Here is a 24,302-nt window from a genome sequence, read left to right as displayed (position 1 = left end):
GGCTCGACCTCGCCAAGAAGCACTCGTACCTTCGCGGAACCTGACACGATTCTCTGCCGAAAGTGGCGGATCAGGCGCGCGGACCGGACGGGATGAGGGCGGCGAGGCGCGCCGACACCGAGGTATATCCGACTGTCGCCCCTCCTAGCTCGTTGTATCTACTCAGGGACGCTATAGGAAGCTTTTTGCCCCCTTGGAGCAAATAGATTGACCCGTCGGGCGTGCGGATGAAGCTTGTCGCCGGCTTCCCCACGGAGAAAGCGCTACATGTGAGCGAATCTAAAGACGTTGACGGCAGAGGATACAAGGGGGCGGTGTTTGCATCCAGCGCGTGCAGCTCGCCGCCTCCCGCCACGTACGTGGTGGGACCGCAGACGAGCGCGTAACCCAAGCGAACCGTACCTTGGTCTGCATACGCTGCCAGCTGAGCATCCGTTACATAAGAGAATCCACCCACCCCAGCCTCGCTCGCCGGATCGAACGAGTCGAGCGCAACCTTCTTTGAGATGCCGTCGATGATATAAATCGTCCCGTTGCTCGCCGTACGCGCCAGTGACGCAACCCGAAGTACCGCGGGGCCCGTCGAGATAAGCGACATGAACGGCGGCGCCATCGACGTGATCGACGGACTTCCCCCTGGGCTCAACGAAACCAGAGCATCCCACGAGCCCACCGGGCGCATGGTCGATGCATCGAGCATGTAAACGGACGACGAGTTGGTGCCCTTGAAAAACGAGCCCCGCTTTAGTTCAACAGAGCGAGGATAACTCTGCAGGAACTCATCTGTGACGTTGGTGTAGGGCAGGACCGAAACCGGAGTTCCACCGGGCACATCAAGCCGCCCGATGGTAGAGAGCACGCTATTCGTCGTATTTCCCGGGGCCCGGACAACGCCGGAAAACGCGGTCGCAGCCGATGGGATGCGACTCAAACTCGACGCCGACAACGAGCCCGCAGAACGGCCGGGTATGCCCACAACCGTTTCGCTGCCAGCCGAGATGTACGTTTTCCGCCCCCCAGCCAGAAGGAAGTAGTCAGCTGCGCCACGCTGAGCAACATAAGCCGAGTCTCGGAAGATCGGTGAACCGACAGAAAGATCAGCGACCGCGTTCTCGCTGAGCACGTTCATAGGGGCTGGTATGCCCGCCTCTGCTTGCGAACGGGCGTCGAGAATCTCTCTCTTGGAGCCGACGGTGATGTAATAACGACCGCCCGCATTCGTTCCCATAACTGGCGTTACACCGGGGCCGGAGACAAACGATGAAACCTGCGCATCTGTCAGCTGCGTGTATCCGCCCGGCGAGCACGATCCGCCATAGTCAGCGACCAGCCCGCAAGACGGTATCGGCAGCTTCATACCAGAGTCGATAAAGAAGATCGCTCCAGCGTCGCTGCGAACGATTCGGTTGGCGGGCTGCTTTGTCGGGTACTTATCGAGATAACCCTGTGAGACGAAGCCGACTTGCCCGAGAGCAGAATAGCTGGCGATCAGGCCCATATTGGAGATCGGGTACTTTACAGATCCAGAAACAAGGAAAACGCTGGGATTGGCCTCTGTCCGCACGAGCGCACTCCCGACAGTTGGCGAGCCAAACCAGTCGCTATAGATTCGCCAGAAATTACGGTTGCCGTAGGCACTGCAGCCGTCACCCGTGCCGTAGAGATTATTCAACGCGGCGGCGTTCGGCTGGTAGGGAGTGTAATTGTAGAGTCCCGCAGTCGCCTGATTTACGATCAACACAGGACTCGATCCGCACGACGAGTTAGGGCTGAATCTGATGTTGTTGACGCGCCCGGCAATGTGATTGAAGTACGTCGGATTCGCGGAATAGATCTTGAACTGCTTCGCAGCGTAGTAGACCTGGTACATGAATCCGCCGTAGCCCGGGTCACACGGAGCCGTATCGGGGCATCCCATTCCTGTTGCCGACTCGAACCGCCCCTGGCCTGGCGTCGACGAGGTGACGAGGCTCTGCTCTTTCTCCAAGAGAACGAGTAGGGCTTTCTGACTAATTCCGCAAGCAGCCCCGACTCGGGCGATAATGCTTGCCGCCGACTCGTTCGCCTGTCCGACGTAGGTGTCGCATCGACCCGCCGTTCCGGCGATGGTCGGAGTGTTCTGGGAGTAAGTACTCAGACAGGCATAGCTACTTCGACAAACTGGAACTTGAGCGACAAGGAAATTCTGGATGTCCTGCGCACTCATAGCAGTACCATCAAAAAATTGTTCGTCGCTGATGATGTTGCCTGCGTTGAAGTCCGACGCGTCAGCCGCGCTCGCTGTCTGGGCAGGGGCAATGAAGGCGATCAAGCCAAGGAGGAGTGTTACCGCCGCCGTTACCGCCGTAGCCTTCCTGCTGCGAGTTATCGTCACGGGATCTCCAATGTGGTCGGTTCGGAGGCGGTAGCCGACACCGCTTCAGATGAATAAGTCACCGTGACTGTCCACGTGCCTCGGCTGAACGCCTCTATCGGTACCTGAACGAGACCACATGATGTCGTCCGTACGTCAGACCTGCCGACGCTCGAAACGTCCGTGGATGCACCGGACCCGGAGAAGGTAAAGGTGCAGGTGCCCCCGTCTTCGACGATTCCCGCAACATAGCCCGAAGAGGAGACGTGCAAGCCGTCGACGTCGATTCCGGCCACAACTATTACGGGCTCGATTTCGAGAGGGGTTGGCTCTGGGACGACGGTCGACGTGTCATCCGGAAGAGGCGGGCCTGGCGACGTAGAGGGTGCGGTAGATCCGGAGGAGCTGGAAGTTGGTTTGGGATCCCCAGAGGACGTTGGCACGCACGCGCTGACTCCGAGAACGATGACTGCGACCAGAACAAGCGAACGCCCGAAGTTACGCACCTGCCCGCCACCCTCTGCTTTATAGCCGCTAATACCACGTTGTAATAAACGCGCTTTCTTGCAACAGATTAGCGTGACGTTCGCCGCTCGTGCGCAACGAGTGTTAGTCAGCGAAAAGGCGCCTCAATTCCTCCCCAATTCGTTTGGGCGATGTTCGCTCTCGAATCTCAGCCATCCTCCTCAACCCGAAGCACCAGTCGGATGAGCCGACGCTACGGCCGGCGCGTTCGATCGCTGCAAGTATCGAGTCCTCAGAGATCGGCCCCCGGTGAAGGAATGGATAATCCTCGCCGAGCCATTCGACAGCTTCACGCTCGGTGTCCTGGATGAGGATGTTTGCGTTCAGGTGCGCTGCGGTGAACCCCTTCAGAAACGGCTTGAAATTGTCGGCGCCAGGATTTTGTCTCATCGCGTAATGCATGCTGTAGCCCGGAAGCTTCTTCATCCACGCAATACCGGTGTCGGAGGTATCGACGTGGACGACGTCCACATGAGACTCGATGCTCTCACCAAGAATTGCATTGAGCGGTTCTCCGAAGTAGCCGAGCCGCATAGGTTCCTCTCCCGATCGGATAGGTGTGGCGGGAAGTCTCGGATCCACGTGATGATTCACCAAGACGACGGGCACGGCGGGGTAGTCCCTAGAGTGATTCGTGAACGCCACGATAGACGACGCGACAAGTGCATCTGCGAACTCTGACGTCGTCGGAGGGGGTAGCTCGTCGACGGCATCGAAATACAGGCGGTTTCCGTTTCGCTTCAGATCAGCCAACGCTTCTGGTGTCAGATCCTTCAGAGCGCCCTTGGTGAGGAACAAGTCCGACTTTCGGTGAGAATCGGAGATCGAGCTGTATGACACACGCCTTGACCCGGCATACTCAGCCGCCGCAATTTGAGAGAGCTGATACCCCCTCATGATCGTCGAGCCTGCCTTGGTGAACCGATCGGAGTACAAGAATTTCAAGGGTCGGTTACTCCGGAACATTTCACTCCTCTTACCGGGTCAGCGTTATAGCCCAAGGCTAATGGGCGACCTGGGCAAGCCACACCCGGCGCTCGTCTAGCGAGAACTCTGGTCGCAACGGGGCTGATAGGTTGGTTTCTTGCTTCTCATCTTGTCGACGAAAGAGATGCGCGGTGGCTGTCGTGCCGCCGGAATGTCGGCAGAGTTGCCGCAGGTGCGAGTTACCGGAAAGAGACCAACAGATGCCAACAAAGCGTGCGGTCTACACCGCCCTTCTCGGAGGCTACGAGCGTCTCAACGATCAGGCCGTCGCCGAGGAATCCGGAATTCCTTTCATCTGCTTCACGGACGACCCTGAGTTGAAGAGCGACACCTGGGAGATCCGTCTCGTGGAGCCGCTTCTTCCTCTAGATATGGTCCGCAGTCAGCGAGACTTGAAAATCCGAGGCCACGAAAGTCTCGATGAATTCTCCGAAACCCTCTACATAGACAATTCCGTAGCTCTGAAGCGCAGCGCGTCGGACATCCTCGACGAGTGGCTCGGCGGCTCAGACTTCACGGTCGCACACCACAGTTACCGCGACCGAGTCATCGACGAGTTCGATGAGGTTGTCGCCTTGGGATATGACGACGGCGCGCGCGTCAACGAGCAACTCATCCATTACTCAGAGTTGTACCCCGACATTCTGCTCGAACGGCCTCACTGGAACGGCATTCTTGCTCGGCGGCAGTCGCAAGCGGTCAATCGGACGATGGATATATGGTTCGATCATGTCTTGCGGTACTCACGGCGTGACCAGCTGTCCGCGAACGTCGCTTTCTCCCTCGGAGGAGTGCAGCTTCGCAGTCTCGAACTCGACAATTGGCTATCTCCGTCGCACGCTTGGCCTGTAGAGGCACAGCGGAAAGCGCACCTGGGCAAGGTTTCTCGCCGGAAAGTCGGGCCCCTGCTCGCGGAAGTGGCGCGAGCAGAGCGGGAAACCGCCGCCGCTCGTGCGTCACTCGACGAGCTGACCGCGAAAGCGGACGAGGCTAATGCCCACCATGCGACTCAGGTATCGAAGTTCGAGACTGAGGTAGCCAATGCACGTCGCGCGGCTGAGGAGGAACGCTCTCGTGGCGACGTCCTCGAGAAAGAACTCATCGAATACATCCGACAACTCGAGGACCTTCGGAATAGTGCGTCATGGAAAATGACCGCTCCCATTAGGCGCGTTCTTCAAAGACCTCGAGGGCTCGGAAAGGAGAAGACCCATTAAGGCACTCGTCACAGGTGCGGCTGGATTCGTCGGCAGCACTCTCTCTCGCAGACTTCTCGAACAAGGTCATGGCGTCCTCGCCATCGACAATCTGTCGAGCTACTACGATCGCCCACTTAAGACCAGGAACGTCGAATCTTACTCCGCCCTCCCCGGCGCCACTTTCATCGAAGCCGACCTGAACACCGTAGATCTTGATGCACTTTTATCTGACGGAATCGACGTCGTCTTCCACCTCGCGGGTCAACCGGGGATTCGAGGTTCGTGGGGGCAGGATTTTGCCCTCTACACCCGCGCAAATGTAGACGCGACACAGCGCTTGCTCGAAGCCTCCATGCGCTACGGGAAGCTGCAGCGGTTTGTCTACGCATCCTCCTCGTCTGTGTACGGACAGGCAGAGACATACCCGACCACGGAAACGATGCTGCCTCAGCCATTCAGTCCTTACGGGGTGACAAAGCTGGCCGGCGAGCATCTGACAGGCCTTTACCGGGCAAACTACGATCTGCCGACGGTGGCCTTCCGTTTCTTCACGGTCTACGGGCCCGCGCAGCGCCCTGACATGGCGTTCACGAGATTCCTTCGGGCCGCAGCATCAGGCGCGCCTATCTCGATCTATGGCACCGGCGAGCAGGTGCGCGACTTCACCTTCGTCGACGATGTCGTTTCGGCTCTGACGCTGTCCGGTCAAAGCCCTAAAGCACTGCCTCCAGTCATGAACTTGTCTGGCGGCTCGAGCGTCTCAGTCAACGAAGTGCTCGATACGATCAGAGATGTCTCTGGGAAAAACCTCGTCGTCGACTACGTCGATGCGGTGAAAGGCGATGTCACTCGAACCGGTGGTGACAGTTCTCTCGCTCTGACGAGCCTCGGATGGGCGCCCCAGACATCGCTTTCAGAAGGATTGAAACGTCACTTCGACTGGATCCTAGCGACACAGTAGGGCGGTTCGGCGGCGTGGTCACACGCCGCCGAACCGCTCAGAAATTACTGTCTGACTAGCCCTTCGGCGTCAATACTCACCATGCCTGATCCGATCGTGGGTACGTCGACCTCGAAAGTCGAAGCAGGATTCAATCGGTCGAGCGACTTCCCAGCAAGCTCCTCGAGACTTCCGCGAACAAGGTACTGCCCGGCGCCAAGTGACTGGTTCCGCAGCACGAAATCGACCGTGTGCGTCCCAACGACGTCGGGGATGGACATTCCTAACATGCGGGTATTGAGTCCATATACAGGCTGGCCGGTCAACGTCTCAATGGCGATCCCAGCCACAAGGGGTTCCTGTTTGCGCTGAAGCTCGTAGGTGTAAGAAAGCGTGAGATCGGACTTCGCGACGATCGCACCCTTGTCATTCTTCTCACGAGAATCAGCGCTGATCGAGGAAATCTTTGCGTGTGAAACCTCCTCAGGCTTCTTCTCCTCTTCTTCGAGCAGCCGCGCCTGCTCGAAGCCATAACGAAGAACTCGAAGACCGTCGACGGCATTGCCGTCGTGGATCATGTCCCCATGATCCAGCACGACTACGCGATCACAGAGTCGTCCGACCTGTTCAGAAGAATGGCTCACAAGAACAATGGTGCGGCCCTCACGCTGGAACTCGCCGATCTTGTCCATGCACTTGCGTTGGAACGGTTCGTCACCGACGGCCAATACCTCATCAACGAGAAGAAGGTCTGGATCTACGTGTACGGCCACCGCGAAAGCAAGGCGTACGTACATACCGGAGCTATAGAACTTCACCTGCGTGTCGATGAAGTCTTCGATTCCTGAGAAATCGACAATGGCGTCGAAATATTTATCGGTCTGCTTTCGCGTCAGCCCGAGGATCGCCGAGTTGAGATACACGTTCTCGCGGCCCGTGAGGTCCTGGTGAAAACCAGCACCAAGTTCGAGAAGTGCCGCGAGCCGACCTCGTCGCCTCACAGTGCCCGATGTGGGCTCGATGATTCCGCCTATCACCTTGAGCAGGGTGCTTTTGCCGGAACCATTGTGGCCGACGAGTCCTACAGTGCTTCCCGCCTCGATATCGAGGTTGATGTCCTTAAGAGCCCAGAAATCGTCTCGATGCTTCTCGGCCGCCTTGAGGTTTACGAGCCTTTCTTTGATCGTCTTGTCTTTGTGCATAATGAAGCGCTTAGAGACGTCTTGGACTTCAACAAGTGTTCTGGACGATGACATAGTTACAGCTCCTGTGCGAAGTTGCCCTGAAGGCGGGCGAAGATACGTTGCGCTAGCCAAAGAAGTACCAGGCTGACCAAGAAGGTCACTACCAGGCGCAGCTCGAGGTTCGGCGGCCAATACTGTTCAAGAGCACCTGTTGCCGTACTGCCTTCAGCCCAGAGAGCTTTTTGCATCCCCAGCACGGCAGTGGTCACCGGGTTCATGAGATAGACCTGCTCGAGCCAGTTGCCGTTCAAAGCCTTGTGCACAAAAGTGAACGAGTAAACGATTGGCGAAGCCCAGAAGAGGATGATCGTCGCGATCTCGACGAGATGCTGCACATCTCGAAAGTAGACGTTGACGGCAGAGAGAACGAGTCCGATCGCCGTGGCAAATGCGACCAGCGAGAGGATGGCCAGTGGTGCCAGCAGCAGGTTCGGCCCCAGGGGGAAAGTCGAAAGCACCAGAATTGCTGCAAGAAGCACGATCACCTGCATGGCGAAGTTGAAGAGCGCGCCTCCCACCGTACTGAACGGGAATATCTCGCGAGGCAGGTAAACCTTCTTTACCAGGCCCGAGTTGTTCAGAATCGATGTCGTGCTGTTGTTGAGGATCTCATTGAAAAGACCCCACATCGTGATCCCGATGAAAATGAATATCGCGAAGTCGGGCACAGACCGTGCCGCTCCGAGAATTTGTCCCACTGCAAAGTAGTAGATCGCCAACTGAACCAGGGGCCGGAGGAGGCTCCATACGATGCCCAACGAGCTGTCTTTGTATCTTGCTTTGATCTCGCGCCTGACGAGAAGACCGAGCAACTCCCTGTGACGCCAGATATCAGCGATAGACGACGCTGAACCGCGGAAGAACTTTTGCTTTTCCCCGACCGTCACGTAGTCCATCGTCGAGATCTTCTCGGCGCGTCTTTCTGCGTCCGCCAATGTCATACTTCGTCCTTCGTTTTTCGACTGTGCTCGAGCGACCCGGCACGAATTGCCTCATTGTCGCTGAGGTCAACCGATGATGCGACTCGATAGCTCGCCCATTTGGCGACGTGATATCGGGGGTTGGAAGCGAGCCAAAAAAGCTTTCGTTTCCAGCTGTACTCGGAGTCCTTCATAATACGGACGGAATCGGCGAGTATGCCGCGAGCTGTCAGGATGAGCTGTCCTTTCCGAGCCAAGGGCTGAATCGGCTTACCAATCTGCCTCAACGCGACGGTCTCATCAAAAATGCGTCGACGATATTCCGCCAAGGTCAAGTCGTTGGAATGAACGACGGAGGCTCTAGGCGCATATGCCTTCCTCAACCCTGCCTTGATGATGTCCTCACCGAACATCATGTCTTCGGAGTAGCGAACATCGCGATACGGGATATGGTCGCGGAGAAACTCGGTAGTTGTAGCCGAATTCACATCAGAGTAGAAAGCAAGGGCATCGACGAGACCTTGATTATCCGCGAATCCATCGTCGTAGAAAACTGTTGTTCCGAAATCGGGGCCGAACCCAGCGAAGACCATCCTGATCTCATACTTGAGCAGAGGAAAGCATGCGGGCCTGGGGATCTGCTTACCCATGACACCCTTGACCTCGAGTCCACTATCCCGGAGGGGAGCCGTGATCTCGTGCAGCCAACGATCTGTGGCGGGGATGGCATCGTGAGTCAGATACGCGATATATGTACCATTGGCCAACTCGGCAGCAAGATTTCTTGTTCGACCGTGTCCGAAATCGGAGTTCGGAATCTGATGCAGCCTTACTTCAGGGTGCCGCCGAACAATGTCGAGCGTCGCGTCCGTCGAGCCGGAATCGATGACCAGTACCTCGAACGTTCCATCGAAGCGCTGCACCGATAGTGCTCCGAGGATAGCTTCAAGATATGTCTCGCCGTTGTAGGTCAGGATTGCGACTGTTGTGTCAACAGAAGGGGTCATCGGTGTACCTCCGAGACGAGATGATTCCATGTTGATCGAATTCCATCCTCAAGTGTCATGGGCGTTAACACTCCGAACTGCTTCTCGTACCTCGAGGTATCCAGTACCACTCGATCGAGGTAAGTCGACGGGATCGGCTTGTGTTCCACGAGCGGGTCGATGCCGGTCACGGCTCTCATGACCTCGAGGACCTCGGTCAGGGTGGCACCCCTGCCGCTGCCAATGTTGTAGACATCATGATCAAGTTCTCGTCCCACCGTGCCCACCATCATCTTCACGGTGTCGTCGACGTATTGATAATCCCGGACCATGCTGCCGTCTCCAAATACTGTGATTGGAAGACCTTGCTGCATTCGGTTCAGAAAGATAGGGATCACGCCTTGCTTTTTGTGGGCACGCTGTCGGGGGCCGTAAGGATTTGATATCCGAAACGCGACCGTTTCTATGCCGTACTTGGTCCGGAAGTAGCGAAGGTACCCCTCGATGGCGAGTTTGCCGATCGCGTAGGGCGAGACAGGTAGTGGGCGAAGACTCTCGTTGAGAACCGGCTCCGGTTGGTTGCCGTAAATCGCGCCGCCAGTAGAAGCGAAAAAGATCTTCTGGACTCCCGCGTCGACACTGTGCTGAAAAAGCTCGATGCTCGACGCGATGTTCGTTCGAACATCCATGGTGGGATCGTTTTCAGCCGTTGCGGGCGTCGTGGTGGATAGGAAATGGAAGACGAAATCTTGCCCATCAACAGCTTCACCTATGTCCGAGACATTCATGAAGTCCCCGGCGACAGCGCGCACCCCCGGTGAGGTGTACATAGGTGTACTGCCGGAGAACCGATCGAACGCGGTTACCTCGTGGCCGGCTCGAACGAGCTCGTCGACGAGATGAGAGCCGATGAATCCGTTGGCACCGACGACAAGGCACTTAGCCACGAATAGCTTCTTCGAACAGTTTGACGAAAGTTCGGCCGGAGGTCGCCCAGTCAGTGGCCTGCACACTTTGGGACGCTTCGCGCGCGTACTGCGGCAGATCGGTCCGATCGACGATCTCTACCATTCTCTGACCCAAGGCATGGGGCGCTGCGGCCGTGTAGGCGAGATACGGGTTGTCGCTGACGAGGCGATTATTCGGACCCTCGTTGACCACCGGGATCACCCCGGCAGCTAACAGCTCGAGTGGAAGCAACGACATGTTTGTCAAGGAGATGACAAGGCCCGTCGCGCACCTGTTGTAGACCTCATTAAGCTGATCAATTTTGAGGTCCTTCAGGTTCGTGTATTCGAACGGAATATCGTAGGAACTCACGTCCCATCCAGCCAAGTTGATGGTGTAATCCGGTCGAGCCTTGGCGAAATGTTCCAGCGCAAGGATTCCGAGTTCAAATCCCCGACGAGCCGTCACCGGTCGCGCATAGAAGAAGACTTCTTTTCGTCGCGCCTCATTCGTAATTTTGTACATCGTACTGTCGGCGCCGAAGTCGAAAGACGACGTCGTCATACCAAAATCACTGGCGAGTTTGTGAGCGAGGAAGCCACCCGCCGTGATTCCATGGAAGCCGAATCTGTAGGTGTTCTCGGCGAGAATCGCGTCGGAACCAACGGAATAGAAATAAGGCTCGTAGTCCTGCACGAAGTAGAAGCGTCTCGCTGGAGACGAGTCGAGGAAGGATGGATAAGCAGTTTCCCACCCGGTCGCGAATATCGCGTCGACATCACTCGAGACGCCTGCATCCGTGTACGTCTCGATGCTTGCACTGATATTGGGATAGGACGGCGACGACCGGATCATCTCTTTGATGAGCGGAATGGAATACGGAGCGTGGGCGCTGTAGATGTAAATCTTGACGGTGTGCCCCGCCGCCTCTAGGAAGCTCATGAAGCGGAAGATGTTTTGATGTCCTCCGCTTGATTCACCGGGAGGCGACATGATCCACGCCACCGTGACCCGGTCCTTATCAATCACGATCGGGTCTACGACAGCCGGATGCGGGATGCTCCAGTCGACTCGACTGGCGTCTTCCGTCTTAACGAGGAAGCCGATCTTGACAGTCCCCGGAACCGGGGGCGGAACTGCGCGGAAGCGCTGGCGTACCTTATTGATCAGAGCAATGACGCCTTGCTCTTTTAGGACGATCAGGGCCTTATTTAGGGAGCTCACCGATACAGGGTACTAGGCGCCCGCAGTAACCCACGATCCGAACGATATCTACGAGGAGATTGTCGGTGTGTCACGGTCGCGACTCCAACTGACACGACCTCGGTGTCCAAAAGTCACGACTCGGCCATGGCCCGGTCGAAGGCGTCGATGAACATATCACCCGGGTCGACCCAGTCGATGCGGGCGACCGACTCGGCCATCTCGCGTGCGTGCTCAACCTGGCGCGCATCATCCACGATCTCGATCATGCGCCGAGCCATCGCGCCGGGCGACAGCGGCTGGTAGTCCATGTAGGGGCTCTCGAAGATCTCGCGCGTGTTCGGCCCATCGTTCACCACGGGCACGACGCCACTCGACATGACCTCCATCGGCAGCAGCGACATGTTTGTGAGAGACAGAATGAGCCCGGCAGCGCAGCGGTTGTACACCTCATTGAGCTGCGAGATGTCGAGCGCAGTGTGGTTCACGTAGGGAAACGGCACCCAATAGGGCGAAATGTCCCAGCCCACCATGTTGATCGTGATCTCCGGCCGCAGGCGGTGAAGCTCCGTGAGTACGAGGCGACCGAACTCGAAAGCGCGACGGGATGTCGGGGGCCTGGCATAGAACAGCACCTCACCTCGCCGACAGGTATTGGTGAACGAGTAGTGCTGCTTATCGACCGCGTAGTCGTAGTGATCGCCGGGCATGCCGTAGTCGTCGGTGAGCTTCTTCGAGAGCCATTTACCCGCGGAGATTCCGTGAAAGCCGAAGCGGTAGGTGTTCTCGGCGAGCACGTAGTCGCTGCCTGACGCGTAGAAAGCAGGCTCGAAATCCTGCGTGAAGTAGAAGCGGCGGGCGTTCGTCGGATGACGGTGGGCCGGATAGGCGGTCTCCCATCCGGTCGCGAATATGGCCTGGGTGTCGGCATCGAGCCCGGTGGCCTGGTCATAGATACGCAGCTCGCCCCGGAGGTCGGGGTAGGCACTCGTCGTCTGCAGCATGAGCCGGATCGCGGCGAGATCGATCGGCTTGGACTCGGTCGTGTAGAAGTACACCGTCACGGAGTGCCCGGCCTTCTCGAGGAAGTCCATGAACCGGAACGCGTTCTGGTGTCCCCCGCTCGTGCGGCCAGGGGGCGAGATGATCCACGCGGTCTTCACGTTCTTGGTGACCGGAACAGGTGGATCGGTCTCGAACAGGGCCGGAACGGTCCAGTCCACCGCCACGGCATCGTCGGGGTGCACGAGAGACTCGCCGGGCTTGTTGGTGTTGAGGTCGAGGGCGAGTCGGTTGAAGACCCGCGAGGCCGCCTGGCGTGGGCCTTCCGACTTCAGCGACGTGATTGCACGAGAGAACAGACTCACCGGGGCTCCTTCAACTGTGTTCTCGTGATCGACCCCGATCGGTGGTCGCGGAACAGCTAGTAGCCTAACCATGTGCCGATCGACCGAGGAGAAGCCATGCCGCACGCCGACTTGCGGGCAACCGTCGTTGTCGTGAACTTCAACGGCGGGGCCTTTGTACTCGAGTGCATCGAGTCGCTTTCTCAGCAAAAGACGCCCGGCATCCACGTCGAGGTGGTCGTCGTCGACAATGCCTCCACTGACGGATCAGATCGACAGATCGCGCAGTTCTATCCGGACGTGCGCATCATTCGCAGCCCCAAGAACATCGGTTTCGCCGGCGGGGTGAACCTCGGCATCGCGAACTCCACCGGCGATGTCATCGTGCTGATCAACAATGATGCCGTTGCTGCTCCGGGCTTCATCTCGGCGATCGTCACGCCTCTCGTCGAAGACGGCAACGAACGGGTCGCCGCTGTCACCGCGCGGATTCTACTCAGCGGACGCTTCATTCCCACGCCGGGATCGCCCACAGCCTACGTCTCAGCTTCCGGCGCGAGGTGGGAGCGGGTAGCGCGCAATGCCACACCCGGGTCGGGCGTCGCCCTTATTAACAGCACCGGCAATCAGGTCTCTCGCTCCGGAAACGGCCGGGACCGCTCCTGGCTCGACACCACCGACGACGAGGCGAATCCCCAGGAGGTTTTCGGATTCTCGGGGGGTGGCGCGGCTATTCGGCGTACAGCCCTCGATTCGGTCGGACTCTTCGACGAACGACTTTTCATGTATTACGAAGACACCGATCTGGCCTGGCGCCTGCGCCGAGCCGGCTGGAAGGTGTTGTACGCAAAAGGCGCAACGGTTTGGCATCGTCACGCCGCGTCCAGCGGCATCCGATCGCCTTTCTTTCTCAGGCACAATGTGCGAAACCGCATTCTCGTCACAGCCCGTAACGGCACCGTCCGTATGCTCTTATCTGCCGTGGTGCGCACCGGCGGAAGCCTTGCCAAAGCGCTCCGGCGGCTTGCACGCAACCGGCGCGACAAGGATGCTCGAGTTCAGGTCCGAGCGACTACGCTCGGGCTCCTGCAGGCTCTCGCGATGATGCCCGGGTACATTACCGACGGACGACTGCGAGATGCGGGTTCTCGCCTGCCCCGTTCATTCATCAAGCAATGGACAGTTGACGATTAATTCTTGCCCGAAACACCCGAAGAGAATGACCTGATGACGACGACTCCCCCGAAACGCAACCGCGCAAGGCAGACCCGGTTGATGCTCTTCGTGGTGTTTCCCCTCGCCATGTTCCTCAGTTTGGCGAGCTGGGCTCTGGCCTCCCCTGTCGGCGCCAGCCCCGACGATGACTTTCACCTCGCCAGCACATGGTGCGGGCTCGGAATCCGCGACGGGATATGCGAGACAGGCGCCCAACCCAATGAGCGCCTCGTTCCTCAGCTCGTACGTGACGGAGCCGAGTGTTACAAATTCGCACCCGCAGTAAGCGCAGCGTGCCAAGAGCCCATTTCGGGTAGCGCGGCGTCAAAGCTGGTGCCGACCGTCCGGCTCAACTCCACCGGGCTGTATCCCCCCGTCTACTACGCAGTGATGGGAGTATTCGCGTCGGAAGACGTCGAGAGGTCGGTGGTCGTCATGCGAATGGTCAGCATCGCCATCTTCGTCGCGCTCTGGACGGCGCTCTATGCCCTCCTTCCCCGGCGACGCCGCAGCACGCTCGTCTGGTCGTGGGTTGTGGGTATCGTTCCGCTCGGCATGTTTTTACTCGCCTCGAACAACCCCAGTTCCTGGGCGATCATCTCGGGCGGCTCGGTCTGGATTGCTCTCGTGGGCTATTTCGAGACGACGGGCAGGAGGCGCATCGCCCTCGGGCTGCTCGCGCTTCTCGCGGCCGGGCTCGGTGCCGGAGCTCGTGCCGACTCAGCCCTCTACGCGATCATCGGCGCAGGGGTAGCCGTCGCTCTCACGGTCAAGCGGACAGACGGGTATTGGCGCCTGACCATACTGCCGATTCTCATCGTCATTGGGTCGATCGCCCTTTACTTGACCTCGAATCAGGTCGCGGCAGCATCGTCGGGGATGGGTACGGACACCACGATCGCGACGACCGACACAGGCTTCCTCTTGACGAGCAATCTTCTCGACCTCCCGCTCCTCTGGGCGGGCGTTTTCGGCTCCTGGGCGCTCGGATGGTTCGATACGAGGATGCCCGGAATCGTCTCAGTGGTGAGCCTCGCAGCCTTTGCCGTAGTCGTCTTCGCGGCCCTCGCGCACACGACCTGGCGCAAACTTCTGGTTCTCGGTCTCATCGCCGGCGCCCTCGTCGCTATCCCCGTGTACATCCTCGTCCAGAGCAGTACTGTCGTTGGCAGCGGGGTGCAGCCGCGGTACGTGCTTCCGCTCATCATCATGTTCGCCGGTGTCGCTCTCTTCCACCTGCGTGATCGCGAACCTCAGCTCGGCCGGGTTCAGGTCTACCTCGTCGAAGTGTCGATCATCGTGGCGAATGCTATCGCGCTGCATGTGAACATGCGCCGGTACCTCACGGGCGTGGACATGGGCGGCTGGAACCTGAACAATCAACGCGAGTGGTGGTGGGCTCTTCCCGTTCCCCCGCTAGCCGTCTGGGCGATCGGAGCACTGGCGTTCGCTTTCGCCGTTCATCTGCTCCTCCGTTATCACAGCGTTCTCAGCTCGACGCCCCATCAGCAGTTTGGTGACGGCCACTCTTCGCCTCGACTGAGATCCACTGCCGTATGACTCTCGACATACTGATGCCTTTCTACGGAAGGGCGGACCAGTTTCGCCTGGCTGTGGAAAGCGTGCTGGCGCAAACAGATGACGACTGGCGTCTCGTCATCGTCGACGATGTATACCCCGACCTTTCCGCCGGCGACTGGGCACGTGGGCTGAACGACCCCCGCATCACCTATCTCCGAAACGAACACAACCTCGGTGTGAGCGGCAATTTCAATCGTTGTGTCTCGCTCATCGAGAACGACTTCGCCGTGATCATGGGGTGTGACGACGTGATGCGGCCGGGTTACGTGGCGCGCGTAGCGCGACTGCAGTCCCAGAACCCGAATGCCGACTTGATCCAACCGGGTGTCTCGGTTATCGACGAGAACGGAGAACCGTCGAGTCCTTTGCCCGATCGGGTGAAATCGCTTCTTCGCCCTCGTGGATCGAAGCCGCAGGTCCTCGCCGGAGACGAACTCGCTGCCAGCCTCCTCCGTGGCAACTGGTGCTACTTCCCGTCGCTCTGCTGGCGAAGCGACCGGTTAAGAGAGTTCGGTTTTCGCGAAGACCGCCGGGTCGTTCAAGATCTCACTCTGATCTTGCAGATCGTGCTGTCGGGCGGAGCCCTCGTGCTGGATGACGAGACGGTTTTCGATTATCGCAGACACGCGGCAAGCGTCTCCTCATTGGGCGGCGTCGACGGATCAAAGTTCGCTGAAGAGCGCGACGTGTTCTACGAGGCCGCCGACCGCTGCGAAGCGATGGGATGGTATCGAGCTGCCCGTGTCGCCCGGAGGCATGTACCATCAAGGCTCAGCGCGCTGTGGTCGTTGCCTAAAGCTCTCCGATGGCGCGACACGGGTGGCCGACGGGCATTGCTTCGCCACGCTCTAGGCGGGCGTTAGGCGATCGAGCGCGGAGGCCGCCGCCGAACCCGTCGCCGGGCGATCAACATGCCACGCGCGAGCATCAGCCGCGCGGTGAGGATCGTTCCGAGCGGGCGCCACTTCAGCGGAGTGACGTTGTAGTCGTGCAGGCGCCGCTCGACGACCACCTCGCTCAGGTGCGAGATCGAACGCGTCGCATTGCCGAGGATCGCCAGCCAGAGATCGTGCGACTCTATGAAGATCTCTGGGAACGGTACGAGATCGCGCACAAGCTCTCGTCGGAATCCCATCGCGCATCCGAAGTAGGGGCGATACCCCACAAGGATCGCCAGAGTGTTCCAGCCGAACTGCCGGTCGTAACCGGACCTCAGCGGCCGGCGTGCGGGCATCCGGCCGTTTTCACCCAGCACCGAGTAGTTGCCGGCAACGACAAGGTGCGTGTCCAAATGCGCGATCATCAGCCCTAGTCGCCCGGGAGTCCAGACATCATCTTGATCGGAGAGCATGATGTACTTTCCGCGAGCGCGGCGAATGGCGTTCTCGAAGGTTCGCACGTATCCGCGATTGACCGGCTCCGCGTGCAACCGAACGCGCGGATCATCGATGCCCTGGATGACGGCGACCGTGTCATCGGGTGATGCGTCGTCGACGATCACGAGCTCATCATCGTCGTGAAGCTGCTCGAGAATCGACTCGATCTGCTCCCTCACGAACGGCGCGCCTCGGTAGGTGGCCATGCACACGCTCGCCCGGATCATGCCACCATAGTATTCGCCCGCCACAGCTCTTCCGGCGTCCGACGAGAAGGAGGCCGCCGTGCCCCGAGCAGATTCGACCACCCCGTCGACGCGTGTCGTCGCCGTGATCTCAGCGTTCAATCCGGGGCCCGCTCTGCTCGACGCGTGTACCTCGCTGCTACCGCAGACGAGCTCTGTCACGATCGTCGACGACGGCAGCACGATCGATGTGACAGAGATTCTGGATGCGTGCGCTGCGGCCGGGTGCCAGATCGTCCTGCTCGGGCAGAACTCGGGCATTGCATCCGCACTGAACGCGGGCGTCGATATGGCGTTCGCGAGCGAGCCCGATGCTGAGTTCGTGCTGACGCTCGACCAGGATTCGACGCTTCAAAGCGACTACGTCGAACGCGCACTTGCCGCGTTCGGCTCGGCCAGGACGGCGGGCGTGCAGGTCGGCCTGGTCGCGCCTCACTCCGTCGAAGGACTCCCCTCCCGCGTCGCGGAAGTGCGGAACGGGGTCGTCCTGGGGCTGGAGCCTATCCAGTCGGGTCTGGTCATCCCCCGCTCTGTCTGGCAGAGCGCCGGTCCGTTCCGCGCCGGACTCTTTATCGACTCTGTCGACACCGAGTACTTCATGCGTCTTTCCGACCTCGGTTTCGAGACCGTACTCGCGGCTGGTACCCACCTCGGGCATAGCCTTGGCGGTCGATTCCATCCCACGATCTTCGGCCGTCGCTTGCGTTTCGGCGGCAACGAGGTGTCGCTCGTGAGAAGCTCGCCATTCCGCTACTACTACATCGCCCGCAACCGGGTTCTCATGAACAGGGCATTCGGCTCGCGTCATCGCGCATGGTCGGTTAAGGAGACCCTTCTCGATGCGCGGCACTTCGCCATCGTGCTGGCACTGTCGAAGAATCGGGTCGTCCTCGGCCGCCTCATCGTCGCCGGATGGCTCGATGGCATCCGGGGCAGACAGGGTCGCATGCCGAGCTCCGCCGAACGGATCGCTCGCCGCTGACCGCGCCTTCGCTCGCCGGCCACGGCAGGCGCTTATGATGGTCGGATGCCCACCCCCTTCGACGGCACACTAATTGTGATGCCTGCATTCAACGAGGAAGAGGCCGTCGGCAACGTCGTTCGCGAGGTTCTCGGCACTTTTCCCGGCATCCATTGCCTCGTCGTCGACGACGGCTCGACCGATGCGACATTGGCAAAAGCCGCCGCGGCTGGAGCTATCGTCGCGTCCTTGCCGTTCAACCTCGGCGTGGGCGGGGCCATGCGCGTCGGCTTCAAGTACGCGCTCGAACACGGATATGCCAACGTCATCCAAATCGATTCAGACGGCCAGCACGATCCCGTGGGCGTGCCCGCTCTTATCGAGCAGCTCGCCACACACGACCTCGTTCTGGGCGCCCGCTTCGCGGGAGAAGGAGAATACTCGGTGCGCGGGCCTCGGCGCTGGGCGATGCTGATGCTCTCAGGAATCCTCAGCCGTCTCGCGGGCACCAGACTCACCGACACCACATCCGGCTTCCGCGCAAGCGGGCCCCGCGCTGTCCGTCTCTTCGCCGCCCACTACCCCGCCGAGTATCTGGGCGACACCGTCGAATCTCTTGTTATCGCATCACGGGCCTCTCTCACCGTCAGTCAGGTGGCCGTCGCGATGCGCCCACGCGCCGGCGGACGCCCGTCGCACAACCCGTTCAAAGCGGCGATCTACCTCGGTCGCGCGGTGATGGCTCTGTTCATCGCTCTTCTCCGCCCGCCTGTGATCCTGCCCTCGGAGGCGTCGACCCGATGACCATCGCCACATACCTGCTCGGGGTTTTATCCGCCCTGCTCACCCTCGGTGTCGTCATAGAAATGCTGCGTCGGCGGCGACTGCGCGAACGCCACGCCGTGTGGTGGCTCTTAGCGGGAACCCTCGCGCTCCTGGTGGGTCTGTTTCCCGACATTCTCGGCTGGGCTGCTAGCCTCGTCGGGGTCGCAGTGCCGACCAACCTCATCTTCTTTGTGAGCATGGCGGTTCTCTTTCTCGTGTCGATCCAGCACAGCGCCGAGCTCACCGACCTCGAGACGAAGACGCGGGTTCTCGCCGAGACCGCGGCCCTCCAGCAGCTCCGAATCGAAGAACTCGAGAAATCGATTCGGAAAGAGCCGTGAGTTCTGGTTCGCCGAGCATCGGCAGAGGCCGGTGGAGGGTCTTCGCCGGAGCGTGGATTGCGCTTTCACTTCTCGCAGCCGCGTGGGCGATCTCATCGCCGATATCGTCGGGTCCAGACGAACCGGCTCATATCATCAAGGCTGCATCCGTCGTCCGCGGTGAGTTCGTCGGGCCGCAGGGCACGTACGGCAACGAGGTCGATGTCCCGAACTACGTCTCGTGGACCAATGCGCAGACCTGCTTCGTCTTTCAACCGACTGTGCCAGCGAATTGTGCACCGGCGGTCGAAGGCGACCCGGGCAAGATAGTTCCTGGTTCTACGACCGCTGGCTATAACAACCCCGCATATTATGCTCTGGTCGGGTGGCCGACCCTGATCTTCTCCGATTCAACGGGTATTTACGCTATGCGTATCGTGAGCGGAATCCTTTCGTCTGGCATGCTCGCGCTCGCGTTCATGCTCGTTTCCACATGGCGTCGACCGACCATTCCAACTGTCGGCCTGCTCGCGGCGATCACTCCGATGGTCCTCTACGTCAACGGCCTCGTGAACCCGAGCTCGTTTGAGATCTCAGGCATAATTACGGCGTTCGTAGCCATGATGACTATCGTGTCCCAGCCAAATGAGCGGATGCTTCGCGAACAGGCCATTGTTCTGGTCTCCGTCTCTGTCCTGGCGGCAAACACGCGAACGATTTCGCCTTTGTGGGTTGCCCTTGCCATCGTCCTTCCCTTGCTGTTACTCAGGGGCCGCGAACTCGGGGTCCTGCTCAGAAAACGCGTCGTTCTCGTTTCCGCGGCAGTAGTTGCGCTGGGCGCTGCCTTGGCGATCGCGTGGACTCCGATCAGCACGAGGCTCGCTACGGATGCCGCGGCGGGCGCTCCCGCGACTCCGGTGATCACGACGTTGTTCCCCGATGTGGGCCAGAGTCCCTTCTTCGGCTTCGTGAAGATGGTGACGCTGACCTTCACCAATGGCGCGGACATGATCGGTAACTTCGGCTGGCTAGACACTCCTGTGCCCGCGACGACGATCGTGATTTGGACGATGCTACTCGGCGTCATCCTGCTGGCTGGTTTCGTCCTGTTGCGTGGACGGCGCGCTTTCGTCGGCGCCACCCTCCTGCTCCTCGCACTTATTCTCCCCGCCCTCATCCAGGCTGCGTTCATCACAACCGGGGGCTTCATCTGGCAAGGCCGTTATGGTCTCCCGATCTTCGCCATGCTCATCTTCGGTGTCGCCGCTCTCGTCGGTACCTCTCTCGAGAACTCGCGTTTCTCCGCCACCGCCCTCAGCCGTCTGATCTTCGCCGTAATCGTCGGCTTCATTGCGGGTCAGGGTTACGGATTCCTCAAAGCGATGCGCCGAAACGTCATCGGCAGTGACACCTCGTGGAAGCAGCTGATCACCGACCCACAATGGATTCCGCCCGGGGGTGTCGCGCTGTCGCTCGCACTCTTCGTGGTCGGTCTTCTCATCTTGGCCGTCGTAGTCTTCCGCCTGCGTTCGACCGAGCGGCGCATCGAGGTCGTCGGCTCGGATGCGTAAGAGGTTCTCACCTAGGGTCGCCTTCTTCACGGCCTGGATCGCCCTCTCGCTGATGTCTATCGCGTGGGCGTTCGCGTCTCCCCTCGGCTCCGGCCCAGACGAGCCGGCGCACCTCATCAAGGCCGCGTCAGTCGTCCGTGGGGAACTCGTGGGCCCCCAAGGCGACACCGGCAACATCGTCGACGTTCCCGCCGCGGTGGCCTGGACCGCCACGCAAGACTGCTACAGGTTCGACCTCAATCAAGATGCTGGATGCGCGCCGGCCCTCGAGGGTTCCGGTTCCGAGACCGTCACGACCGAGACGTCGGCCGGCTACAACAACCCCGTCTACTACGCCGTCGTCGGCTGGCCGACCTTGCTCTTGACCGGCGAGGCTGGCCTCTACGGAATGCGCATCGTCTCGACGATCATCTCATCGGCCATGCTCGCCTGCGCTTTTCTGCTCGTCGCCGGCTGGCGTCGCCGATCCGTTCCCGCCGTCGGCTTGCTCGTCGCTCTGACCCCCATGGTCATCTACGTCAACGGGGTGGTCAATCCGAGCGCATTCGAGATCTCGGGCAGCCTCGCCGTCTTCGCCGCCATGCTGTCGATCGTGCTGCACCCCTCCCGGGAGCTACTCGCGGGTCGACTGACGATACTCGTCGTCACGGCGGCACTCGCTATGGGCGCACGCACTGTGTCGCCGCTGTGGGTCGCCCTGGCCATCGCGCTCCCCCTTCTCCTCCTCGGATGGCGCGGAGTCGTTCAGTTGTTGCATCAGCGAGCCGTCATCGTGAGCACCGCAGTACTCGCCGTGCTCGCCGTTGCCGCCCTCGCATGGAACCCGATCAGCACCCGCCTCGCCACCGACGCGAGAACGACCTCGACCGGCGGTTTCGAGGTGTTTCCCGATGTCGGGAGCAGCCCGCTCTTCGGCTTCATGAAAATGATCACGCTGAGTGTCACCAATGGAAACGACATGATCGGCAACTTCGGTTGGATGGACACCCCCGTTCCCGACACCACCGTGGTCGTCTGGACCGTGCTGCTCGGTGCCGTCGTTCTGGCCGCCGTCTACCTCCTGCGACGGAGGTATGCCATCTTCGGCATCGCCTTGGTGCTGAGCTTTTTCCTGGTTCCGCCGCTCATTCAGGCCGCCTTCATCACGACCGGCGGTTATATCTGGCAGGGCCGATACGGGCTGCCGACTCTGACCATGCTGGCATTCGGGCTCGCTGTGGTTCTCGCGTGCGCCATTCCGCGCCGTGTTGCAAGCCCGGCTACCTCGGTCGGCGGCACGCGCGTCGTCGCTGTGATCGCGGCCGCGTTCATCTACGCGCAGTCGTATGCGTTCGCTAGTGCGCTGCATCGATTCACGGTGGGTAGCGCGACGGCGTGGAAGCAGATGATCACCCAACCCGCCTGGTCGCCGCCTGGCGGAGCCATCCTGTCGCTAGGCGCCTTCGGGCTCGGCGCCGTGCTGTTGACCCTGATTGTGATGTCATTGCACCTGTCGAAGAATCCGTTCGATCAAGACGAGAAGGAGGGACATCGTGAAGACCTCACCCCGCGTGCTGTTTGACGCCACATCGATTCCTCCGAGCCACGGCGGCGTGGCCCGTTTCATTTCAGGGCTGCTGTCTGGTCTGGAAGAAAATGGCCAGCTCGTCGACGTCGTCGCCAAGCGACAAGACATACCGGCGTTGCACGACGTCGCTCCGGGACACACATACCTCGTTGCTCCAGCGCGGGTCTCGCGACGCGGTGGGCGCTTCCTCTGGGAGCAGACAGGGCTTCCTGCGCTCGCCCGCCGACGCCGGGCAGACGTCATCTACTCTCCGCACTACACGTTTCCCTTGGTCACCCGCGCTCGGCGCGTGGTCACCTTGCATGATGCAACCTTCTTCAGCTCTCCGGATGCCCACTCGAGGCTGAAGGGCGTCTTCTTCCGTTCGTGGATCCGCCGGGCCAATGCCCACGCCGATCGACTCGTCGCCGCCAGCCGGGCCACGGCCGATGAAGTCCAGCGCTACGTTGCGCACGCCCAGAGCACGATCGATGTCGGCTATCTGGGCGTCGATCCCCTCGTGTTCACGCCGCCGACGCCCGACGCCATCGCCGAAGCGCGCCGCGAGATCGGTCTCGCGCCAGAACAGCCGTGGATCGCCTTCCTGGGCACCATCGAGCCGCGCAAGAACATCCCCGCCCTCATCGCCGCACACGCGAGCCTGCGCGAAGCCGATCCGGCTACGCCCGTGCTCGTGCTGTCGGGAGCCCGCGGATGGGATGAGGCCGCGAACGATGCCCTCGATCGCAACGCGCGGCTGGCTGTCGAACAGCGTCCCGTCATCGAGGCCGGTTACCTTCCCCTCGCGCTTCTGTCCGCGTTCCTCGGAGGCTCTGAACTCGTCGTGTATCCGAGTTTGGGCGAAGGGTTCGGTCTGCCCGTCCTCGAGGCGATGTCGAGCGGGGCTGCCGTTTTGACGACCCGACGCCTCTCCATTCCCGAGGTGGGTGGCGACGCCGTCGCTTATGCCGAACCCGACGCAGAATCGCTCGCCGCAGAGATGCGCGCGCTCCTCGATGATCCTGATCATCGGGCCGAACTCGCTCAGTCGGGCCTCGCCCGCAGCTCTCGTTTCACCTGGAGCGAGTGCGCCGCGGTGTACTCCGCTGCCTTCGCCGACGCGGGAGATCGTGCATGAGCGCCGCCACGGCGGGCGTCGTCACGGTCAGTTACGGCTCCGAAGGGGTACTCGACGGCTTCTTCTCCTCCCTCGACGCGGCAAGCGCCCTACCGCTGCAGGCGGTCGTCGCAGACAACCGTCCTGAGGCCGGCGCAGCCGTGCGAGAACTCGCGGAGCGGTATCGGGTGACGTATCTGCCCATGACCGGCAATCTGGGCTACGGCGGCGCGATGAACGCCGCGGTGCGGAGTCTGCCGGCGAACATCTCCTGGGTACTCGTGAGCAATCCCGATATCGAGATCCAGGCAGGTGCCGTCGATGAATTGGTGCGCGTCGGCGAATCGGATGCCCGGATCGGCGCCGTCGGACCGCTGGTCGAGACCGACGGCGAGATCTACCCCTCCGCCCGCGCCATCCCGTCGCTGCGCATGGGACTCGGACATGCCCTCTTCGCCAACATCTGGCCGTCGAATCCCTGGAGCCGGCGGTACCACAGCGACAACGAACGGCCCCCTCGAGAACGCGACGCCGGTTGGCTGTCCGGATCCTGCCTTCTCGTTCGTCGCGAGGCGTTCGACGCCGTCGGTGGCTTCGACGATCGATTCTTCATGTACTTCGAAGACGTCGACCTCGGCTACCGCCTCGCGAAGGCCGGCTGGCGCAATAGGTACGCGCCATCCGCAAAGGTCATGCACTCGGGTGCCCACTCGACCGACGAGCACTCCGCGAAGATGGTACTCGTGCACCACGAGAGCGCCTATCTCTTCCTCTCGAGCAAGTACCGCGGCTGGTACCTGGCTCCGGTACGGCTGGCTGCCCGCATCGGTCTCTCGGCGCGCGCGTTCCTCGTGACGAGGGTCTTCAACCGACGGCGGTAGCCCGCCCTGCGCG

At 60.5% G+C, this 24,302-nt stretch carries 21 protein-coding genes; 12 read left to right on the top strand and 9 right to left on the bottom strand.

Annotation, left to right across the window (positions count from 1 at the left end; genetic code table 11):
- Positions 1-70: 70 nt before the first annotated feature.
- Together ASF79_RS03545 and ASF79_RS03540 are read right to left on the bottom strand one after the other, a co-directional pair.
- On the bottom strand, positions 71-2,311 hold the full coding sequence (locus tag ASF79_RS03545) for a hypothetical protein (protein ID WP_156366145.1): 2,241 nt from the start codon (positions 2,309-2,311) through the stop codon (positions 71-73).
- Positions 2,312-2,962: 651 nt separating this feature from the next.
- Entirely contained in the window at positions 2,963-3,844 is an 882-nt protein-coding gene (locus tag ASF79_RS03540) for a hypothetical protein (protein ID WP_055851945.1), read from the bottom strand.
- A gap of 221 nt (positions 3,845-4,065) precedes the next feature.
- On the opposite strand from ASF79_RS03540, the gene ASF79_RS03535 reads away from it, so the two are divergent.
- Together ASF79_RS03535 and ASF79_RS03530 are read left to right on the top strand one after the other, a co-directional pair.
- Positions 4,066-5,082, top strand: coding sequence for a hypothetical protein (locus ASF79_RS03535; protein ID WP_055851944.1), 1,017 nt, complete (start codon positions 4,066-4,068; stop codon positions 5,080-5,082).
- Positions 5,078-6,025, top strand: a complete 948-nt coding sequence (locus ASF79_RS03530) for an NAD-dependent epimerase/dehydratase family protein (RefSeq protein ID WP_055851940.1) — start codon at positions 5,078-5,080, stop codon at positions 6,023-6,025. The genes ASF79_RS03535 and ASF79_RS03530 overlap by 5 nt, the downstream gene beginning before the upstream one ends.
- 44 nt (positions 6,026-6,069) lie before the next feature.
- On the opposite strand, the gene ASF79_RS03525 is transcribed toward ASF79_RS03530, so the two are convergent.
- The 6 genes from ASF79_RS03525 to ASF79_RS03500 all read right to left on the bottom strand — a co-directional run bounded on the left by ASF79_RS03525 (position 6,070) and on the right by ASF79_RS03500 (position 12,672).
- Positions 6,070-7,260 (bottom strand): ABC transporter ATP-binding protein, encoded by a 1,191-nt coding sequence (locus ASF79_RS03525; RefSeq protein ID WP_055851937.1) that lies wholly within the window; start codon positions 7,258-7,260, stop codon positions 6,070-6,072.
- Between the two features lie 2 nt (positions 7,261-7,262).
- The gene (locus tag ASF79_RS03520; protein ID WP_055851935.1) at positions 7,263-8,189 is read right to left on the bottom strand and encodes an ABC transporter permease; all 927 of its coding nucleotides are present in this window, start codon (positions 8,187-8,189) and stop codon (positions 7,263-7,265) included.
- Positions 8,186-9,175, bottom strand: a complete 990-nt coding sequence (locus tag ASF79_RS03515) for a glycosyltransferase (RefSeq protein ID WP_156366143.1) — start codon at positions 9,173-9,175, stop codon at positions 8,186-8,188. The genes ASF79_RS03520 and ASF79_RS03515 overlap by 4 nt, the downstream gene beginning before the upstream one ends.
- Positions 9,172-10,101: an NAD-dependent epimerase/dehydratase family protein gene (locus ASF79_RS03510; RefSeq protein ID WP_055851928.1), complete on the bottom strand. Its 930-nt coding sequence runs from the start codon at positions 10,099-10,101 to the stop codon at positions 9,172-9,174. Before ASF79_RS03510 ends, ASF79_RS03515 begins: the two co-directional genes overlap by 4 nt.
- Positions 10,094-11,326: a rhamnosyltransferase WsaF family glycosyltransferase gene (locus tag ASF79_RS03505; RefSeq protein WP_055851927.1), complete on the bottom strand. Its 1,233-nt coding sequence runs from the start codon at positions 11,324-11,326 to the stop codon at positions 10,094-10,096. Before ASF79_RS03505 ends, ASF79_RS03510 begins: the two co-directional genes overlap by 8 nt.
- 113 nt (positions 11,327-11,439) lie before the next feature.
- The gene (locus tag ASF79_RS03500; RefSeq protein WP_055851924.1) at positions 11,440-12,672 is read right to left on the bottom strand and encodes a rhamnosyltransferase WsaF family glycosyltransferase; all 1,233 of its coding nucleotides are present in this window, start codon (positions 12,670-12,672) and stop codon (positions 11,440-11,442) included.
- A gap of 72 nt (positions 12,673-12,744) precedes the next feature.
- Between ASF79_RS03500 and ASF79_RS03495 the strand changes: the two genes are divergently transcribed.
- The 3 genes from ASF79_RS03495 to ASF79_RS03485 are packed head-to-tail and all read left to right on the top strand — an operon-like array spanning position 12,745 to position 16,310.
- A complete protein-coding gene (locus tag ASF79_RS03495; protein ID WP_162239060.1) occupies positions 12,745-13,845 on the top strand; it encodes a glycosyltransferase family 2 protein in 1,101 nt (366 codons plus the stop codon).
- Positions 13,846-13,878: 33 nt separating this feature from the next.
- Complete coding sequence (locus tag ASF79_RS03490) at positions 13,879-15,426, top strand: DUF2142 domain-containing protein (RefSeq protein WP_156366142.1); 1,548 nt, start codon at positions 13,879-13,881, stop codon at positions 15,424-15,426.
- Positions 15,423-16,310, top strand: a complete 888-nt coding sequence (locus ASF79_RS03485; protein WP_055851916.1) for a glycosyltransferase family 2 protein — start codon at positions 15,423-15,425, stop codon at positions 16,308-16,310. The genes ASF79_RS03490 and ASF79_RS03485 overlap by 4 nt, the downstream gene beginning before the upstream one ends.
- On the opposite strand, the gene ASF79_RS03480 is transcribed toward ASF79_RS03485, so the two are convergent.
- A complete protein-coding gene (locus ASF79_RS03480) occupies positions 16,307-17,050 on the bottom strand; it encodes a glycosyltransferase (protein ID WP_055853096.1) in 744 nt (247 codons plus the stop codon). The two genes, ASF79_RS03485 and ASF79_RS03480, sit on opposite strands and share 4 nt — an antisense overlap.
- A 58-nt stretch (positions 17,051-17,108) precedes the next feature.
- Here ASF79_RS03480 and ASF79_RS03475 point away from each other — a divergent pair, with 58 nt between their 5' ends.
- The 7 genes from ASF79_RS03475 to ASF79_RS03445 are packed head-to-tail and all read left to right on the top strand — an operon-like array spanning position 17,109 to position 24,289.
- Positions 17,109-18,050: a glycosyltransferase gene (locus tag ASF79_RS03475; RefSeq protein WP_055851911.1), complete on the top strand. Its 942-nt coding sequence runs from the start codon at positions 17,109-17,111 to the stop codon at positions 18,048-18,050.
- A gap of 45 nt (positions 18,051-18,095) precedes the next feature.
- Complete coding sequence (locus ASF79_RS03470; protein WP_055851907.1) at positions 18,096-18,833, top strand: glycosyltransferase family 2 protein; 738 nt, start codon at positions 18,096-18,098, stop codon at positions 18,831-18,833.
- The gene (locus tag ASF79_RS03465; RefSeq protein ID WP_055851904.1) at positions 18,830-19,195 is read left to right on the top strand and encodes a DUF2304 domain-containing protein; all 366 of its coding nucleotides are present in this window, start codon (positions 18,830-18,832) and stop codon (positions 19,193-19,195) included. Before ASF79_RS03470 ends, ASF79_RS03465 begins: the two co-directional genes overlap by 4 nt.
- The gene (locus tag ASF79_RS03460) at positions 19,192-20,745 is read left to right on the top strand and encodes a DUF2142 domain-containing protein (protein WP_055851902.1); all 1,554 of its coding nucleotides are present in this window, start codon (positions 19,192-19,194) and stop codon (positions 20,743-20,745) included. The genes ASF79_RS03465 and ASF79_RS03460 overlap by 4 nt, the downstream gene beginning before the upstream one ends.
- Positions 20,738-22,306 (top strand): DUF2142 domain-containing protein, encoded by a 1,569-nt coding sequence (locus ASF79_RS03455; protein WP_055851900.1) that lies wholly within the window; start codon positions 20,738-20,740, stop codon positions 22,304-22,306. Before ASF79_RS03460 ends, ASF79_RS03455 begins: the two co-directional genes overlap by 8 nt.
- Positions 22,278-23,429 carry a glycosyltransferase family 4 protein gene (locus ASF79_RS03450; RefSeq protein WP_055851897.1) on the top strand — a complete coding sequence of 384 codons (1,152 nt, stop codon included), beginning with the start codon at positions 22,278-22,280 and terminating at the stop codon, positions 23,427-23,429. The genes ASF79_RS03455 and ASF79_RS03450 overlap by 29 nt, the downstream gene beginning before the upstream one ends.
- Positions 23,426-24,289 carry a glycosyltransferase family 2 protein gene (locus ASF79_RS03445; RefSeq protein ID WP_055851894.1) on the top strand — a complete coding sequence of 288 codons (864 nt, stop codon included), beginning with the start codon at positions 23,426-23,428 and terminating at the stop codon, positions 24,287-24,289. Before ASF79_RS03450 ends, ASF79_RS03445 begins: the two co-directional genes overlap by 4 nt.
- Positions 24,290-24,302 lie beyond the last annotated feature (13 nt).

Origin of the sequence: Agreia sp. Leaf335, assembly GCF_001423605.1 — a bacterium.
GTDB lineage: Bacteria > Actinomycetota > Actinomycetes > Actinomycetales > Microbacteriaceae > Agreia.
The sequence above is the reverse complement of the archived record's forward strand: the minus strand, read 5'-3'. Positions and strand labels throughout refer to the sequence as shown.